The sequence below is a fragment of the Streptococcus oralis genome (assembly GCF_001579525.1).
Taxonomy (GTDB): domain Bacteria; phylum Bacillota; class Bacilli; order Lactobacillales; family Streptococcaceae; genus Streptococcus; species Streptococcus oralis_M.
In genome coordinates, this window is record NZ_KQ970789.1 from 72,311 (window position 1) to 86,948 (window position 14,638).

At 42.0% G+C, this 14,638-nt stretch carries 17 protein-coding genes and 1 pseudogene; 7 read left to right on the forward strand and 11 right to left on the reverse strand.

Annotation, left to right across the window (positions count from 1 at the left end; translation table 11 throughout):
• Positions 1–22: 22 nt before the first annotated feature.
• Positions 23–1,342, reverse strand: coding sequence for a CapA family protein (locus SORDD25_RS09080; RefSeq protein ID WP_081103645.1), 1,320 nt, complete (start codon positions 1,340–1,342; stop codon positions 23–25).
• 155 nt (positions 1,343–1,497) lie between these two features.
• Between SORDD25_RS09080 and def the strand changes: the two genes are divergently transcribed.
• Positions 1,498–2,109, forward strand: a complete 612-nt coding sequence (gene def, locus SORDD25_RS03915) for a peptide deformylase (RefSeq protein ID WP_001272960.1) — start codon at positions 1,498–1,500, stop codon at positions 2,107–2,109.
• A 44-nt stretch (positions 2,110–2,153) separates the two neighbouring features.
• Entirely contained in the window at positions 2,154–2,882 is a 729-nt protein-coding gene (rlmB, locus tag SORDD25_RS03920) for a 23S rRNA (guanosine(2251)-2'-O)-methyltransferase RlmB (protein WP_061852706.1), read from the forward strand.
• A gap of 38 nt (positions 2,883–2,920) precedes the next feature.
• On the opposite strand, the gene trxB is transcribed toward rlmB, so the two are convergent.
• The 7 genes and pseudogenes from trxB to SORDD25_RS03955 all read right to left on the reverse strand — a co-directional run bounded on the left by trxB (position 2,921) and on the right by SORDD25_RS03955 (position 7,272).
• Positions 2,921–3,832: a thioredoxin-disulfide reductase gene (gene trxB / locus SORDD25_RS03925; protein ID WP_061852707.1), complete on the reverse strand. Its 912-nt coding sequence runs from the start codon at positions 3,830–3,832 to the stop codon at positions 2,921–2,923.
• A 65-nt stretch (positions 3,833–3,897) separates the two neighbouring features.
• A complete protein-coding gene (locus tag SORDD25_RS03930) occupies positions 3,898–4,122 on the reverse strand; it encodes a DUF4059 family protein (protein ID WP_000924294.1) in 225 nt (74 codons plus the stop codon).
• Between the two features lie 77 nt (positions 4,123–4,199).
• Positions 4,200–4,943 (reverse strand): amino acid ABC transporter ATP-binding protein, encoded by a 744-nt coding sequence (locus SORDD25_RS03935; protein ID WP_000590997.1) that lies wholly within the window; start codon positions 4,941–4,943, stop codon positions 4,200–4,202.
• Entirely contained in the window at positions 4,943–5,743 is an 801-nt protein-coding gene (locus SORDD25_RS03940) for an amino acid ABC transporter permease (RefSeq protein ID WP_061852708.1), read from the reverse strand. The genes SORDD25_RS03935 and SORDD25_RS03940 overlap by 1 nt, the downstream gene beginning before the upstream one ends.
• A 156-nt stretch (positions 5,744–5,899) precedes the next feature.
• Positions 5,900–6,256 (reverse strand): arsenate reductase family protein, encoded by a 357-nt coding sequence (locus tag SORDD25_RS03945; protein ID WP_061852973.1) that lies wholly within the window; start codon positions 6,254–6,256, stop codon positions 5,900–5,902.
• Positions 6,257–6,268: 12 nt separating this feature from the next.
• Positions 6,269–6,781: pseudogene (locus SORDD25_RS03950) on the reverse strand (methylated-DNA--[protein]-cysteine S-methyltransferase); the annotation flags it as partial.
• Positions 6,778–7,272, reverse strand: coding sequence for a GNAT family N-acetyltransferase (locus SORDD25_RS03955; RefSeq protein WP_061852709.1), 495 nt, complete (start codon positions 7,270–7,272; stop codon positions 6,778–6,780). The pseudogene SORDD25_RS03950 and the gene SORDD25_RS03955, both read right to left, overlap by 4 nt.
• A gap of 134 nt (positions 7,273–7,406) precedes the next feature.
• Between SORDD25_RS03955 and SORDD25_RS03960 the strand changes: the two genes are divergently transcribed.
• Together SORDD25_RS03960 and trhA are read left to right on the forward strand one after the other, a co-directional pair.
• On the forward strand, positions 7,407–7,853 hold the full coding sequence (locus SORDD25_RS03960) for a DUF1836 domain-containing protein (protein WP_061852710.1): 447 nt from the start codon (positions 7,407–7,409) through the stop codon (positions 7,851–7,853).
• On the forward strand, positions 7,850–8,497 hold the full coding sequence (gene trhA, locus SORDD25_RS03965; protein ID WP_001097971.1) for a PAQR family membrane homeostasis protein TrhA: 648 nt from the start codon (positions 7,850–7,852) through the stop codon (positions 8,495–8,497). Before SORDD25_RS03960 ends, trhA begins: the two co-directional genes overlap by 4 nt.
• Before the next feature lie 19 nt (positions 8,498–8,516).
• On the opposite strand, the gene pdxT is transcribed toward trhA, so the two are convergent.
• The 3 genes from pdxT to nox all read right to left on the reverse strand — a co-directional run bounded on the left by pdxT (position 8,517) and on the right by nox (position 11,507).
• Positions 8,517–9,098: a pyridoxal 5'-phosphate synthase glutaminase subunit PdxT gene (gene pdxT, locus SORDD25_RS03970; RefSeq protein WP_061852711.1), complete on the reverse strand. Its 582-nt coding sequence runs from the start codon at positions 9,096–9,098 to the stop codon at positions 8,517–8,519.
• Positions 9,099–9,974 (reverse strand): pyridoxal 5'-phosphate synthase lyase subunit PdxS, encoded by an 876-nt coding sequence (pdxS, locus tag SORDD25_RS03975; protein ID WP_000138514.1) that lies wholly within the window; start codon positions 9,972–9,974, stop codon positions 9,099–9,101.
• Between the two features lie 153 nt (positions 9,975–10,127).
• On the reverse strand, positions 10,128–11,507 hold the full coding sequence (nox, locus tag SORDD25_RS03980) for a H2O-forming NADH oxidase (RefSeq protein WP_061852712.1): 1,380 nt from the start codon (positions 11,505–11,507) through the stop codon (positions 10,128–10,130).
• A 306-nt stretch (positions 11,508–11,813) separates the two neighbouring features.
• Here nox and SORDD25_RS03985 point away from each other — a divergent pair, with 306 nt between their 5' ends.
• From SORDD25_RS03985 to SORDD25_RS03995, 3 genes are read left to right on the forward strand one after another with little or no spacing between them, the layout of a single operon-like run.
• Positions 11,814–12,743, forward strand: coding sequence for an FAD:protein FMN transferase (locus SORDD25_RS03985; protein WP_061852974.1), 930 nt, complete (start codon positions 11,814–11,816; stop codon positions 12,741–12,743).
• Positions 12,744–12,761: 18 nt separating this feature from the next.
• The gene (locus tag SORDD25_RS03990) at positions 12,762–13,367 is read left to right on the forward strand and encodes an NADPH-dependent FMN reductase (RefSeq protein WP_000915933.1); all 606 of its coding nucleotides are present in this window, start codon (positions 12,762–12,764) and stop codon (positions 13,365–13,367) included.
• A 17-nt stretch (positions 13,368–13,384) separates the two neighbouring features.
• Positions 13,385–14,629, forward strand: coding sequence for an NAD(P)H-dependent oxidoreductase (locus SORDD25_RS03995; RefSeq protein WP_061852713.1), 1,245 nt, complete (start codon positions 13,385–13,387; stop codon positions 14,627–14,629).
• Positions 14,630–14,638: the final 9 nt, after the last annotated feature.

Sequence of the window (14,638 nt, forward strand, 5' to 3'; positions counted from 1 at the left end):
ATATCTCCTTTAGGGCAAGTGCCTACCACTTCAACCCTACATGTTCATTCATTTCTTTATAGGCCGTGTCAATTCGTTCCTTGGTCGCCTCGTCCAACTTGTCACGGTGACTGCCTCCCTCGATGAAGTCCTCTAGGATATAGGTCTGATAGAGGAAGAGCGGATAGCCTTCTGGAGAGTAAGTCCCTTTGGGTGTTCGATTGACCCAAGTAGGATGCGCTTTGGCCGTTTCAATCCTAGTCTTGCTATCTTTTTTCTTAATGGTCACATCCATGAGAACACCGCGCTCCGTCCACTTGGCATTTTCCTCGTCTTGCATGGTTTCAATGCGTTGATTTGAGAGGAAATTTCCCATGGAGTAGATGATCAGTTTTTTGTCACCATCTTTTTCAACTGTTTCAGCAGGTTCAACGACGTGAGGATGCCCTCCAAAGATAATATCTGCTCCCCAGTCAATCATCTTATGGTACAGTGTTTTCTGTTCTTCCGTTGGTTCTAGCTGGTACTCAATTCCCATCTGAGGCATGATGACAGTAATATCCGCCTCCTTCTCTGCACGCTCGATTTCTGCCTTCATCTTATCTTCATTCAAATCAGAAAGATATCGATTATAGTCCTCTTGAGAGATATACTGCTCAATGCCATTAAAACCGTAAGAATAGGCCAGGAGAGCTATCTTGATACCATTGACTTCCTTGATGACTATAGGTGCTTGGTCTCGGGATTCATGCGTGTAGACTCCGATGGGTGTCATTCCAGCCTTTTCAATAGCTTGAGCCGTTGAAACCACTCCCTCAATTTGAGAATCCAAAATATGATTATGAGCCAAGTCTAGAACTTGGTAGCCTGCATCCTTGATCGCATCCATGACTTCCCCTGGTGCATTAAAGAGAGGATAACCTGCCAAGTAGTGGTCCTTGTTCACCGTTCCTTCAAAGTCACCAATCACCAAATCCGCTTGTTTGAGCCAGGGTTTTACATACTCAAAATTTTCATGGAAATCATAGGTCCCATCTTCTTTAAGAGCTGTTCGGTAGATGGGGATATGATAAAGAAGGTCACCATTTGCCATGATACGTGCCGTCGTTTCACCAGACTGATCTTCCTTGGATTGACCAGATGTCCTAGCAGAATCAAGAGTTTGGCTACTAGGACTCGTTCCCTTGCTACCTTGTACTGCTCGAACCAGCAAATTTAGTCCCATAGATAAGACAACTGCAAGCAATAACACAATAATAAACTGGGCATTGGTCCAGGATTTATAATTCCGAAAGAAATCCACACTAGTTCTCCACACCCCATAAAGAGTTCCCTGAGACCATCTATCTTGTCGCTTTTCCATCTTTATTCCCCCTTGCCTTTTGGTGCAAGTCTTTTCTTTTATTATACCACAGACAAAAGAGGAATACCGTTTATTATATTATTTTTTAGGAACTTCTGCGACTTTCTTTCTCGCCTATTTTGTGTTATCATGTAGAGGTAATGAAAGGAGAGAAAATGTCTGCTATAGAACGTATTACAAAAGCTGCTCACTTAATTGATATGAACGATATTATCCGCGAGGGGAATCCAACTCTACGCGCAGTTGCTGAGGAGGTTACTTTTCCACTGTCTGACCAGGAAATCATCCTTGGTGAAAAGATGATGCAATTCCTCAAACATTCCCAAGATCCTGTTATGGCTGAAAAGATGGGGCTCCGCGGTGGAGTTGGATTGGCTGCTCCCCAACTCGATATCTCAAAACGCGTTATTGCTGTTTTAGTGCCCAATATTGTGGAAGAAGGTGAAACTCCACAGGAAGCCTACGACCTGCAAGCTGTTATGTACAATCCAAAAATCGTCTCTCACTCTGTTCAAGATGCTGCTCTTGGCGAAGGAGAAGGTTGCCTATCTGTTGACCGTAACGTGCCAGGCTATGTTGTTCGTCATGCTCGTGTCACTGTTGATTATTTTGACAAGGACGGCGAAAAACACCGTATCAAGCTCAAAGGCTACAACTCTATCGTTGTCCAACACGAAATTGATCATCTAAACGGAATCATGTTTTACGATCGTATCAATGAAAAAGACCCATTTGCTGTCAAAGATGGTCTCCTCATCCTCGAATAAAGAAAATCCCGTTGCAAGACGGGGTTTTGTGTTATAATAGAGGCATGAAAACAAATGATATTGTCTATGGCGTCCACGCCGTTACCGAAGCCCTCCTGGCAAATACTGGAAACAAACTCTACCTCCAAGAAGATCTTCGAGGTAAGAATGTTGAGAAAGTCAAGGAACTGGCTACAGAAAAGAAGGTCTCCATTTCTTGGACTTCAAAAAAATCCCTCTATGAAATGACCGAAGGCGCTGTTCACCAAGGTTTTGTTCTACGAGTGTCCGAATTTGCCTATAGCGAGTTGGAACACATCCTTGCAAAAACACGTCAAGAGGAAAATCCACTTCTGTTGATTCTGGATGGTCTAACTGACCCCCATAATCTAGGTTCTATCTTAAGGACTGCTGATGCGACCAATGTTTCAGGCGTCATCATTCCCAAGCACCGTGCTGTCGGTGTAACTCCTGTCGTTGCCAAAACAGCCACAGGTGCTATTGAACACGTACCGATTGCGCGAGTGACCAATCTCAGTCAAACCCTAGACAAACTCAAGGATGAGGGATTCTGGACCTTTGGAACGGATATGAACGGTACTCCTTGCCACAAGTGGAATACAAAAGGGAAAATTGCCCTCATCATCGGAAATGAAGGAAAAGGCATCTCCAGCAACATCAAAAAACAGGTCGATGAGATGATTACCATTCCAATGAATGGACATGTTCAAAGCCTCAATGCCAGTGTCGCTGCAGCCATTCTCATGTACGAAGTTTTCCGAAATCGACTATAATAAAAAGTTTCCAATCAAGTGATAGGAAACTTTTTTGCTTAACTATGTTCTGTGATAAATTTATAGGCTTCTTGACCAGCGATGGCTCCATCTCCAACTGCTGTTGTCACTTGGCGAAGGTCTTTATGGCGAACATCCCCAACCGCAAAGATACCGTCAACAGCCGTCTTCATGTGATTATCTGTCACAATCCAGCCTGCCTGATCTTGAATATTCAAATCTTTAGCAAAATCACTAACAGGGTCCAAACCGACATAAATAAAGACACCTCCGAAGGCTTGCTCTGTTACTTGACCTGTTTTCACATTTTCAAATACGACAGATTCTACTCGATTTTCACCTTTAATTTCCTTAACTACAGAGTCCCAGATAAAGTTGACTTTTTCATTTGCAAAGGCACGGTCTTGCAAAACCTTTTGGGCACGAAGTTCATCGCGACGGTGAACAATAGTGACAGTCTTGGCAAAGCGTGTCAAGAAGAGGGCTTCTTCTACCGCTGAATCTCCACCACCGACTACGAGCAAGTCTTGGTCACGGAAGAAAGCTCCATCACAGACTGCACAATAAGAAACACCGCGACTGTTCAGTTCTTCTTCTCCGGTAACTCCTAAGAGACGGTGTTTTGACCCAGTTGCCACGATGACAGTACGTGTTTCGTAAACTTGATCATCAGTGATTACCTTCTTAAAGTCACCCTGATCTTCAATATTTTCAACATAGCCATAAAGATGCTCCACTCCAAGGTTTTCAAGTGGTTCAAACATCTTTTCAGCCAATTCAGGTCCACTGATGTTGGCATAACCTGGATAGTTTTCAATGTCAGATGTGTTATTCATTTGCCCTCCTGGCAGACCACCTTCAATCAAAGCCACTTTCAGATTGCTGCGAGCAGCATATAAGGCAGCGGTCATTCCCGCAGGTCCAGCACCGATAATAATCGTATCGTACATTTCGATTCCTTCTTTCTTGTTGTAACTATCTTTATTCTAACTCATTCTTGCTAGTCACGCAAGGATTATGCCTTGAAAACCAAGAGCAAACTCATGACGGCAAAGGATAACACCGGAACGACCAAAACTCCAATCATAATCATATCATAGAGATGAGCTTGGCGAGCTTTGGCTGTCTTGTCCACACCAGACATGGCTCTCAATCCAATCCAAATCCCCAGAAAAATCACGACAAGGATGGTCGTTAAGATCAAACTCTCGAAATATAAAGAAAATAAATGCAGTAGCATGATCTCTCTCGTTTCTATCTTTTTTAAAGAGTAAACTCAGCTAGTCCAACTAACTGAGTTTTCCTTTTTCTATTATATCAAATATAAGTCCGTTTGTAACTAGCGAAGAATTCTTTTGTCCGTTCTTCTTTCGGATGATTGATGATTTCATCAGGGGTGCCGGACTCGATGATTTTCCCTTTATCTAGGAATAAAACCTTGTCTGCCACTTGGGCTACAAAAGACATATCGTGACTGACCAAAATCATGGTCTGACCTGACTTGGCAGCATCTGCAATAGACTTTTCTACCTCACCGACCAATTCTGGGTCGAGGGCTGAAGTGGGTTCGTCCAAGAGCAAGACATCTGGTTTCATAGCAAGCGCACGCGCAAGGGCAACCCGTTGCTTCTGTCCACCTGATAAGTGGCGAGGGTAATGGTTTTCACGGTCAGAAAGTCCAACCTTAGCCAACTCTTCCTTGGCGATTTTTGTTGCTTCCTCGTCCGATAATTTTTTAACGACAACCAAACCTTCCTTGACATTGTCAAGAGCTGTTCGGCGTTCAAACAAATTAAACTGTTGGAAAACCATAGATAACTTGCGACGAAGGGTTAGGATCTCTTCTTGGCTAATCTGAGAAAAATCAACTTTAAAATTGTCAATCTGAATCGTTCCACTATCTGGAGTTTCAAGGTAATTCAAACTACGAAGAAAGGTTGATTTCCCAGCTCCAGATGAACCAATCAAAGCCACTACCTCACCTTTTTGGATATCCAAGTTCAGATGATTCAAGACTGTCTGTCCTGAAAAGGATTTGCTTAAATTCGAAATCTTAATCATTAACGAAGGTCTCCTTTCACATCTGTTTGTACTGTATCCGGCGCTGAAATAGCCATTTTTCTCTCGATGAAACGGCCGAGGCTTTCAATTCCGATATTGACGACCCAATAAACAAGGGCTACGGAGATGAAACGTTCAAAATAGCGATAATCAGCTCCACCTAAAATCTGAGCTTGGGCAAAGACCTCCACAACACCTGCGCTAAAGGCTAGAGAAGTTCCCTTGGTCAAACCGATAAGGGAGTTGATCAAGGTCGGTGTCGCTACCACCGCTGCATTTGGAATAATCACGCGACGATAAACTTGTGCTCGCGTCATACCCAAACTGCGCGCCGCCTCAATTTCACCTGGATTAACAGAAAGGATGGCTGCACGAATCGTTTCACTTGCATAAGCCGCCTCATTAAAAGCAAAGGCCACAATCGCAAAAAGTGCCGCTGGAATCGCATTGATATTGAGACCAGTTCCCCATTGTTGGTTGATAGCTTTCAGTGCCAAAGGAATTCCGTAGTAGGTCAACATAAGTTGAACTAGGATTGGGGTACCTTTTAAGAAGCTGACAAAAAAGGCCTGCAAGGGATATAAAATCCTAACACGATTGATCTTAACAATGGCAAAAATCAGGGCAAGTAGCAAACCAAAGAGTGCACCTCCAAGCGTCAACATCAAGGTTGTAGGCAGTTGTTGGACAATCCTTGGAATTCCATCAAAGACCGAACGCAAACTAAAGAGCTTACCATCCGGAATGAGTTGTATCAAACTTTGGTACCAATCTGATGCTAAAAATGTTGTAACAGTCATAAAAACATCCTCTCCTGATAATGATTCATTCTATCATACTTCTGCGCGCAAGCAAATTATTTGCTACGGGCTGCTCAGACTTTGTCTATCTTCTAGTTTATCACACTTTAAAACAGGGAGGCTATATATTTTACCTATCAAGGAGATAAATAAAAACTATCTCAAACCTAAGTTCTCATAGGGTTTTCTATAGCCGATTTGTTTAACAGCACCATTCTCCACCAAAATTGGACGTTTCAATAACATACCATCACTCGCTAGAAGCTTGGCTGCTTCTTGTTTTGACAAACTTCCCACCTTATCTCTTAGGCCCAGTTCACGGTATTTAATCCCGCTGGTATTGAAAAATTGTTTCACTTCAAAACCGGAAGTTTCCAACCACTTCAAAATCACGTCTTCACTTGGTGTTTCTTCTACGATGTGGACATCTTGGTATTCCAGTCCAAGTTTATCCAATTCATTTTTTGCTTTCTTACAAGTTGAACATTTTGGGTATTCGATAAATTCTAACATCTTCTTTTCTTTCTTTTTATTTTCTTGAAATGCTACACCTTCATGTTGCAAGAGCCAGGCTTTCTTTTCGACTCCTGAAGCATAGCCTGTCAGACGATTGCCTGACCCCAGCACACGATGACAGGGTACGAGGATGGACCAAGGATTACGCCCCACTGCTCTGCCGATAGCTTGGGCAGAAGCTACTTGCAAGTCTTTCGCTATTTGTCCGTAAGTTACTGTTTGTCCATAAGGAATGGTCTGTAAATAAGCCCAGACCCGCTTTTCAAAATCTGTTCCAATAGGAGCCAAAGGTAAGTCAGATAGATCCTGAACACTGCCTTCGAAATAGGTATCTAAATAGGAAATAACTTGCTCTAATACAGGATGGCTAGTAACTTCTTCTATCGTTTCGTCTCCTAATCCCTTCTCAAAATGAGTTTGGTCCTGTACCCAAATTCCATATAGATATTGCTTGTCAGCAACTAAGGATAAGGTTCCAATTGGCGACGGGTAGAGCATTTTTGCGTACTTATTCTGCTTCATTTTTTTAATTTCTGATAGGCCAAACGTTCCCCATCAACTGGAACCTTACCAACCTGTTGGAAGCCTAGCTTTTCAAAGATATGCTGCATAGCCTTGTTTTGTGCATGCGTATCTGAACGAAAATCTAGATAATCAAAACCTTCAATCAAGCCTTCTAGGAAAGTCTGAGCAACACCTTGTCCTTGGACATCTGCTGACACAGCGATACGGTGAAAGACCAGATATTCTGATTCTACCCCCTGCCAACTCCCTTCATAAATGGCTTCATAGGTTTCCTCTGGGCTCTTGGTCACAGCAGCATAGGCTAGCAGTTCTCCCTCTTTCAAGGCCACATAAGCTTGACCAGAGATGATATCATCAATAATGATGTCGGCATTTGGATAGCCATTTTGCCACTGGTCGCTACCAGACTTGGCTAAGCACTTTTTGGCATCCTCCATCACCTGCATAATCGCATCTACTTCGTTTGGAAAAGCTAAACGAATCTCCATCTTTTCCCCTCATTTCTAACTATTTTCTCTCATCATAGCATAATTTAAAGCTTTCTACAAGCAGTTGAAACTTGACTTTTGTTTTTTATTATTTTATAATCTAGTTATCAAAACTAGATAAAAAGGAGTTGGAAATGAATTCTAACTTTTCCTACCCAAAATGGGAAGACATTCCAAACATTGACCTCTATCTGGATCAGGTTTTGCTTTATGTCAATCAAGTCTGTGCCCCTATCTCTCCAGATAAGGACAAGGGGCTAACAGCATCCATGGTCAATAACTATGTCAAACATGGTTACCTGACAAAGCCAGACAAGAAAAAATACCAACGCAAACAAATTGCCCGTTTAATTGCTATCACTACTCTCAAGTCTGTCTTTTCGATCCAAGAAATCGCTCAGACACTGAATACTCTACAAAGTCAAGCCAGTTCAGACCAGCTCTACGATACTTTTGTGGACTACATGAACCATGGGATTGATCCAGATAATCCTATTATCCAAACCAGCTGTCAAACGGTTAAACTCTATCATCAAACTCTAGACTTAATCCTTGTCAAAGAAGAGGAGGAAATCCAATGAATACCAGTCTAAAACTCAGTAAAAAGCTCAGTTTTGGAGAGGAAATTGCTAATAGCGTGACCCATGCTGTGGGTGCCGTTATCATGCTCATCTTGCTCCCTATTTCATCCACCTATAGTTATGAAGCACACGGATTTTTATCATCTTTTGGTGTTTCAATCTTTGTTATCAGTCTCTTTCTCATGTTCCTCTCGTCAACCATTTACCACTCTATGGCCTATGGTTCGACCCACAAATACGTCTTGCGAATCATCGACCATTCTATGATTTACGTGGCTATCGCAGGCTCTTATACGCCGGTCGTATTGACTTTGATGAATAACTGGTTTGGCTATCTGATCATTGCCATTCAGTGGGGAACGACCATCTTTGGCATCCTCTATAAAATTTTTGCTAAAAAGGTCAATGAGAAATTCAGCCTTGCCCTTTACCTGATTATGGGCTGGTTGGTTCTAGCTATCATTCCTGCCATTATCAGTCAAACAACGCCAATTTTCTGGAGTCTCATGGTAACTGGTGGACTCTGTTATACAGTTGGAGCTGGTTTTTACGCTAAGAAAAAACCTTATTTCCACATGATTTGGCATCTCTTTATCCTAGCAGCATCTGCACTCCAATATATCGCGATTGTTTATTTCATGTAAAAAAGTTGAGAATCTTTTCTCAACTTTTTTCTTTACACATATTGATAAAGTACTGGTGCAAGCCAGCATCATCTGTCAATTCTGGATGAAAAGAAGTTACCAGCATATTTTTTTCTTTGGCTGCAACGATTTGATCGTCTACTGTTGCTAGAATTTCTACACTCTCTCCAACACTACTGATAATCGGTCCACGGATAAAGGTCATAGGAATCTGACCAACTCCCTTACATTCTGCTTCTGTATAGAAGCTTCCTAGTTGGCGCCCATAGGCATTGCGCTCAACCACTATATCCATGGTTCCAAGATGACTTTCTTCCTGAGAAGTGATTTCCTTAGCTAGCAAGATTAAGCCCGCACAGGTTCCAAAGACTGGTAAGCCATTGAGAATAGCTTCTCGGATGGGAAGCAGCATCTGTTGGTCGCGCAAAAGCTTGCCCATGGTTGTAGACTCACCGCCAGGTAATATCAAACCCGACAAATCACTCTGATGTTGTTGAAAATCATCTAAATTTCTGATTTGGACACTAGAGACTCCTAGTTTATCTAGCACTTTTGCATGCTCTTCAAAGGCTCCCTGCAAGGCTAATATTCCGATTTTCATCTATTTTCCTCGCTCTGCCATGAGAATTTGAATTTCATTCTCATTGATACCAACCATGGCTTCCCCTAGGTCTTCAGAGATTTGAGCCAAAATTTGAGGATTTTGGTAGTTGGTTACGGCTTTGACAATGGCACTTGCTCGTTTAACAGGATCTCCTGACTTGAAAATACCTGATCCAACAAAAACACCTTCTGCCCCCAGTTGCATCATCAATGCCGCATCTGCTGGCGTTGCAACACCTCCAGCTGCAAAGTTAACAACTGGCAATTTTCCATGTTCATGGACATACTGAACCAATTCAATAGGGACTTGCAAGTCCTTAGCAGCCACATAGAGCTCATCCTCACGTAGGTTTTGAATACGGCGAATTTCTTGATTCATCATGCGCATATGACGAACGGCTTGGACAATATCTCCTGTACCCGGTTCTCCTTTTGTCCGAATCATGGAAGCACCCTCAGCGATACGACGCAAGGCTTCACCCAAGTCCTTAGCCCCACAGACAAAAGGAACTTGGAATTCTTTCTTGTCCACATGGAAACGGTCGTCAGCTGGAGACAGCACTTCACTCTCATCGATATAGTCAATCTCAATAGCCTCTAAAATCTGAGCTTCAACAAAATGCCCAATTCTGACCTTGGCCATCACTGGAATGCTGACCGCTTCTTGGATTTCCTTAATCATCTTTGGATCGCTCATACGGGAAACCCCACCAGCTGCACGAATATCAGCTGGAATCCGTTCCAAGGCCATAACAGCTGCCGCACCAGCAGCCTCTGCGATACGAGCCTGTTCAGGGTTTTGAACGTCCATGATAACCCCACCTTTGAGCATCTGTGCCAAGTTTTTATTTAGTTCATAACGATTTTCAGTCATTTCTTAATCCTCATCATTTGTATTGGTAGCTACCATTTCATTTTAAGCCAGATTAGAATGAAGTACAAGATAGAAAATCAATAATTGTATGGGTACAAATGAATTGAAAAAAACTATCTGACCTTAACTTAAGGCCAGATAGTTCATTCATTTCTATTTTTCAGCTGTAAGTGCAGCCATTGTGATATAGTTGTATGGTTTGTTGAAGTGTGGCAAGAAGAATAGGTCTGTCAAGGCCAATTTATCGATTGTCACATGCTCTTGGATAGCAAGTGAGAACATGTGGATTCCCATACTGATTGAAATATCATGTGAAACCATTTGTGCACCAAGGATTTCACGGCTGTCTTTGTCAAAGACAATCTTGATGGCAACTTCGTGATTGTCATGTTTGATAAATTCTGGTTTTTGAAGATCATTGAAGCCAGTTTCAGTTGCATTGTAACCTGCAGCTTTGGCTTTTTCAAGAGTCAAACCAGTCGAAACCATGTGAAGACCGTAGATAGAGATACCGTTTGATCCTTGAACTCCGATTCCTTCCAATTCATGACCACAAGCGTTATAAGCACCAACGATACCAGTACGAACAGCATTAGATGCAAGAGCAATGTAGCTTGTATCTTTACGAGCATTGTCATAAACAGTTGCACAGTCACCAACAGCGTATACACCTGGGATAGATGTTTCTTGTTTCTTATCTACAAGGAAGGCACCGTTACGGAAGAGTTCAATCTTTCCGTCAGCAAGAGCTGTGTTTGGACGGAAACCAACAGCAAGAACTACCATATCTACATCAAATGTTTCTTTGTCTGTTACCAAGCGTTCAACTTTTCCATCACCTTGGATGGCTTTAACTGTTTGACCAAGAGCCAAGCGGATGTTGTGGTCTTCCAAGTTCTTCGCCATCATTTGAGTAAAGTCTTTGTCATAGTAGCCGTTCAAGACAGTGTCTACAATATCTACAAGCACTACTTCTTTTCCAAGACGCTCGAAAGCTTCAGCAAGTTCTACACCGATGTAACCACCACCAACAACGGCAATGCGCTCAAGGTGCTTGCTCTTATCTTCAAGTTTTTCAATAACTTCTTCAGCGTTCTGGTACAATTTAACAAATTGTACATTTTCAAGAGTCGCTTTGAATTCGCGGTTGCCCTTAACGATTTCAACACCTTCGATTGGAGGCAAGATTGGAGTTGAACCAGTTGCAAAGATCAATTTATCATAAGACTCTTTGTGTTCTTTACCATCAACTTCAGCAGTCACAACTTTATTGTCATAGTCAATTGAAAGAACTGGTGAGTTCATGTAAACTTTAGCACCTTTTGCTTCCAATTTTTCTTTATCAGAGTAGAACAATCCTTCAGGACCGTCGATTTGCTCACCAATCCAAAGAGCCATTCCACATCCAAGGAATGAAATGTTTGAGTTTTGGTCAAATACTACGATTTCGTTCTCATGTCCGAAGTTGTCCAACATCGTATTAATACAAGCTGTACCAGCGTGGTTAGCACCAACTACAACGATTTTACTCATAGAAAATTTCCTACCTTTAATTTAAAATTTACCTTTCTAGTATAACATTTACTGTTAGCGTTTACAAGGTATTTGCTTAGAATTCTCTTATTTTAAGCAATTTTAAGTTTTATTATATTATTTTTTTGAGTTTCTATCTTTTTTTATATTTTTTGAGCATATTTCTTGACTTTTTATCAAAATCCATTTGTGAAAACGCTGACTTTATGGTATGCTAGTTAGATGGAAAGAAAATGTAAGGGGTTTAATTTTTCTTTAACCAACTTATATTGAATGATTTCCTATAAAAAGAAAGGAGCTGGTAGCTTGCCTCTTCATTCACGTTCTGAACGGCTAATGGGAACAACTATCACGATTTCATTAGTAGATGAACAGGCTGATTGCCTACTTCAAGGAGCCTTTGACTTGCTCAAGGAGCTCGAATACCGCTTCAACGCCAATAGTCAAGAATCCGAACTGATGGAAATCAACTACCAGGCTGGAATCGCACCTGTTAAGGTTCATCCTGACTTATTTGAACTGATTGCTCTTGGGTTAGAGCATAGCCTAGCTCCATCTAGCCATCTCAATATCAGCATTGGCCCCTTGATTCAAACCTGGCGAATCGGATTTGCAGATGCACGGCTTCCAGAGTTAGACGAAATCGAAGCTGTCTTGCCACTAGTTGACCCGCATTTTATCAAGTTAGATCCGACTAGCTCTACTGTCTATTTAGAGAAGAAAGGAATGAAGCTTGATTTAGGTTGCTTAGCCAAGGGCTATAGTGCAGATAAGGTTGCCCAGTATTTAAAAGCACACGGTGTCACCTCTGCCCTGATCAATCTCGGAGGAAATATCCTCACCATCGGAAACAATCAAGCCAAAGAAGGGAAAGCCTGGCAGATTGGGATTCAAGATCCGAGAAATCCTCGTGGCAATCATCTCCTAACCATTCCTGCTTCTAACAAATCCGTTGTCACTTCAGGTATCTATGAACGCCACCTGACAGTAGATGGAAAAGACTATCACCATATCTTTGATAGTGAGACAGGATTTCCTGTCGAAACCGATCTTGCTAGCCTGACGATTATCTCTGATAAATCCGTTGATGGTGAGATATGGACAACACGCCTTTTCGGAGAACGAAGCGCTTCTATCCTCTGGCAAGTCGAAAGTATAGATGGGATTGAAGCCATCCTCATCGACAAAGAGGGACGCCTTGCATGTTCTTCAGGCCTTCAAAATTGTATTATGTAAAAAGAGAAAGGAAATCTCATGCTAAAACTTATTGCCATTGTTGGAACGAACTCTAAACGTTCTACAAACCGCCAATTGCTCCAATACATGCAAAAACACTTTGCGGATAAAGCTGAAATTGAACTCGTTGAAATCAAGGATATCCCTGTTTTCAACAAACCAGCAGATAAGCAACTTCCAGCTGAAATTCTTGAGATTGCAGCTAAAATTGAAGCCTCTGATGGTGTCATCATCGGTACTCCTGAGTACGACCACTCTATCCCTGCGGTTTTGATGAGCGCTCTTGCTTGGCTATCTTACGGTATCTACCCACTTTTGAACAAACCAATCATGATCACTGGTGCTTCCTATGGTACACTTGGTTCCTCTCGTGCCCAATTGCAGCTTCGTCAAATCTTGAACGCTCCTGAAATCAAGGCAAATGTTCTACCAGATGAATTCTTGCTCTCACACTCTCTTCAAGCATTTAACCCAAGTGGTGACTTGGTTGACCTTGACGTCATCAAGAAATTGGATGCCATCTTTGATGACTTCCGTATCTTTGTGAAAATTACTGAAAAATTGCGCAATGCACAAGAATTGCTTCGCAAAGACGCTGAAGAATTTGACTGGGAAAATTTGTAAGATAGGAGACCGAAAGAATGAAATTTGTTGGACTTGTTGGATCAAACTACGATCAATCATATAACCGCAAACTCTTGGAATTTATCCGTCGTAATTTCAAATTCAAATTTGAATTAGAAGTTCTTGAAATTGACGAAGTTCCAATGTTTAACCAAGACGAAAAATGGGACGAAAGCTTCCAATTGCGTTTCTTGTATAACAAAATTACACGTGCTGATGGTGTCATTATCGCAACTCCTGAGCACAACCACACTATCTCAGCTTCACTCAAATCTGTACTTGAATGGCTTTCATACGAAGTTCATCCATTTGAAAACAAGCCTGTCATGATTGTGGGAGCATCATACTATGACCAAGGAACATCACGTGCCCAAGTTCACCTTCGTAAAATCCTTGATGCCCCAGGTGTTAATGCCTACACGCTTCCAGGTAACGAATTCCTTCTTGGTAAAGCTAAGGAAGCTTTTGATAACGACGGAAATATCACCAACGAAGGAACTGTTAAATTCCTTGAAACTTGCTTAGATAACTTTGTAAAATACGTAGGAGTCGTTTCGAAATTGAAAAAACCAAAACCAATCGAACCAGAAGATTTGGATTGTGGAAAACCAATTGCTACAACCATTACAGAAGTTGATCCTGACGATCCAGAATGGGTAGAAAAAGTTGCAGCAATCACTGGAGCTGTTTCTGGTGATACCTATGTCAAATTGGACCACGGTATCCTTACAGTTAACCAAATTGATATGTTCTTGAAAGCTATGCCATTTGAATTGACATACGCTGACGACAACAACCAATTCCTCTACTACAACAACGCTCACCAAGATCCAGACACCATGTTTGCTAAACGTGTACCGCCTCAATCAGGTAGCCGTATGTCGACTGTTCATGGTTCTCTTCCACCAGCTCGGATGAAGAATGTAGAGTGGGTTATCGGAACACTTCGCAACGGAAACCAAGAATACGTTCGTACGATCGTTCCAGGTTCTCCTGCAGGTGTCATCAACACCCACAACTACCAAGCGATGTACTATCCTGATGGATCCTACGCTGGAATCAATGAAATCGTCTTTAACTTCCAACCATGGCTTGACTGGTACCTAAAAGAAACGGGTCAACGTTTGGTGGGTGGTAGCGGACCATTTGCTCCTGCTGCTGGAGGTCATGGAGACGCCGATGCAACTTCTGGCGCTTCTGATTCAGGGGATGCTGGAGGCCATGGTGGTGACGCAGACGCTACTTCTGGTGCAAGTAACTAAAAAACCAAA

What these genes read in the sequence shown, in the direction of transcription:
- SORDD25_RS09080 (WP_081103645.1), bottom strand. Translation starts at nt 1,342, where the DNA reads ATGGAAAAGCGACAAGATAGATGGTCTCAGGGAACTCTTTATGGGGTG.
- def (WP_001272960.1), top strand. Translation starts at nt 1,498, where the DNA reads ATGTCTGCTATAGAACGTATTACAAAAGCTGCTCACTTAATTGATATG.
- rlmB (WP_061852706.1), top strand. Translation starts at nt 2,154, where the DNA reads ATGAAAACAAATGATATTGTCTATGGCGTCCACGCCGTTACCGAAGCC.
- trxB (WP_061852707.1), bottom strand. Translation starts at nt 3,832, where the DNA reads ATGTACGATACGATTATTATCGGTGCTGGACCTGCGGGAATGACCGCT.
- SORDD25_RS03930 (WP_000924294.1), bottom strand. Translation starts at nt 4,122, where the DNA reads ATGCTACTGCATTTATTTTCTTTATATTTCGAGAGTTTGATCTTAACG.
- SORDD25_RS03935 (WP_000590997.1), bottom strand. Translation starts at nt 4,943, where the DNA reads ATGATTAAGATTTCGAATTTAAGCAAATCCTTTTCAGGACAGACAGTC.
- SORDD25_RS03940 (WP_061852708.1), bottom strand. Translation starts at nt 5,743, where the DNA reads ATGACTGTTACAACATTTTTAGCATCAGATTGGTACCAAAGTTTGATA.
- SORDD25_RS03945 (WP_061852973.1), bottom strand. Translation starts at nt 6,256, where the DNA reads ATGTTAGAATTTATCGAATACCCAAAATGTTCAACTTGTAAGAAAGCA.
- SORDD25_RS03955 (WP_061852709.1), bottom strand. Translation starts at nt 7,272, where the DNA reads ATGGAGATTCGTTTAGCTTTTCCAAACGAAGTAGATGCGATTATGCAG.
- SORDD25_RS03960 (WP_061852710.1), top strand. Translation starts at nt 7,407, where the DNA reads ATGAATTCTAACTTTTCCTACCCAAAATGGGAAGACATTCCAAACATT.
- trhA (WP_001097971.1), top strand. Translation starts at nt 7,850, where the DNA reads ATGAATACCAGTCTAAAACTCAGTAAAAAGCTCAGTTTTGGAGAGGAA.
- pdxT (WP_061852711.1), bottom strand. Translation starts at nt 9,098, where the DNA reads ATGAAAATCGGAATATTAGCCTTGCAGGGAGCCTTTGAAGAGCATGCA.
- pdxS (WP_000138514.1), bottom strand. Translation starts at nt 9,974, where the DNA reads ATGACTGAAAATCGTTATGAACTAAATAAAAACTTGGCACAGATGCTC.
- nox (WP_061852712.1), bottom strand. Translation starts at nt 11,507, where the DNA reads ATGAGTAAAATCGTTGTAGTTGGTGCTAACCACGCTGGTACAGCTTGT.
- SORDD25_RS03990 (WP_000915933.1), top strand. Translation starts at nt 12,762, where the DNA reads ATGCTAAAACTTATTGCCATTGTTGGAACGAACTCTAAACGTTCTACA.
- SORDD25_RS03995 (WP_061852713.1), top strand. Translation starts at nt 13,385, where the DNA reads ATGAAATTTGTTGGACTTGTTGGATCAAACTACGATCAATCATATAAC.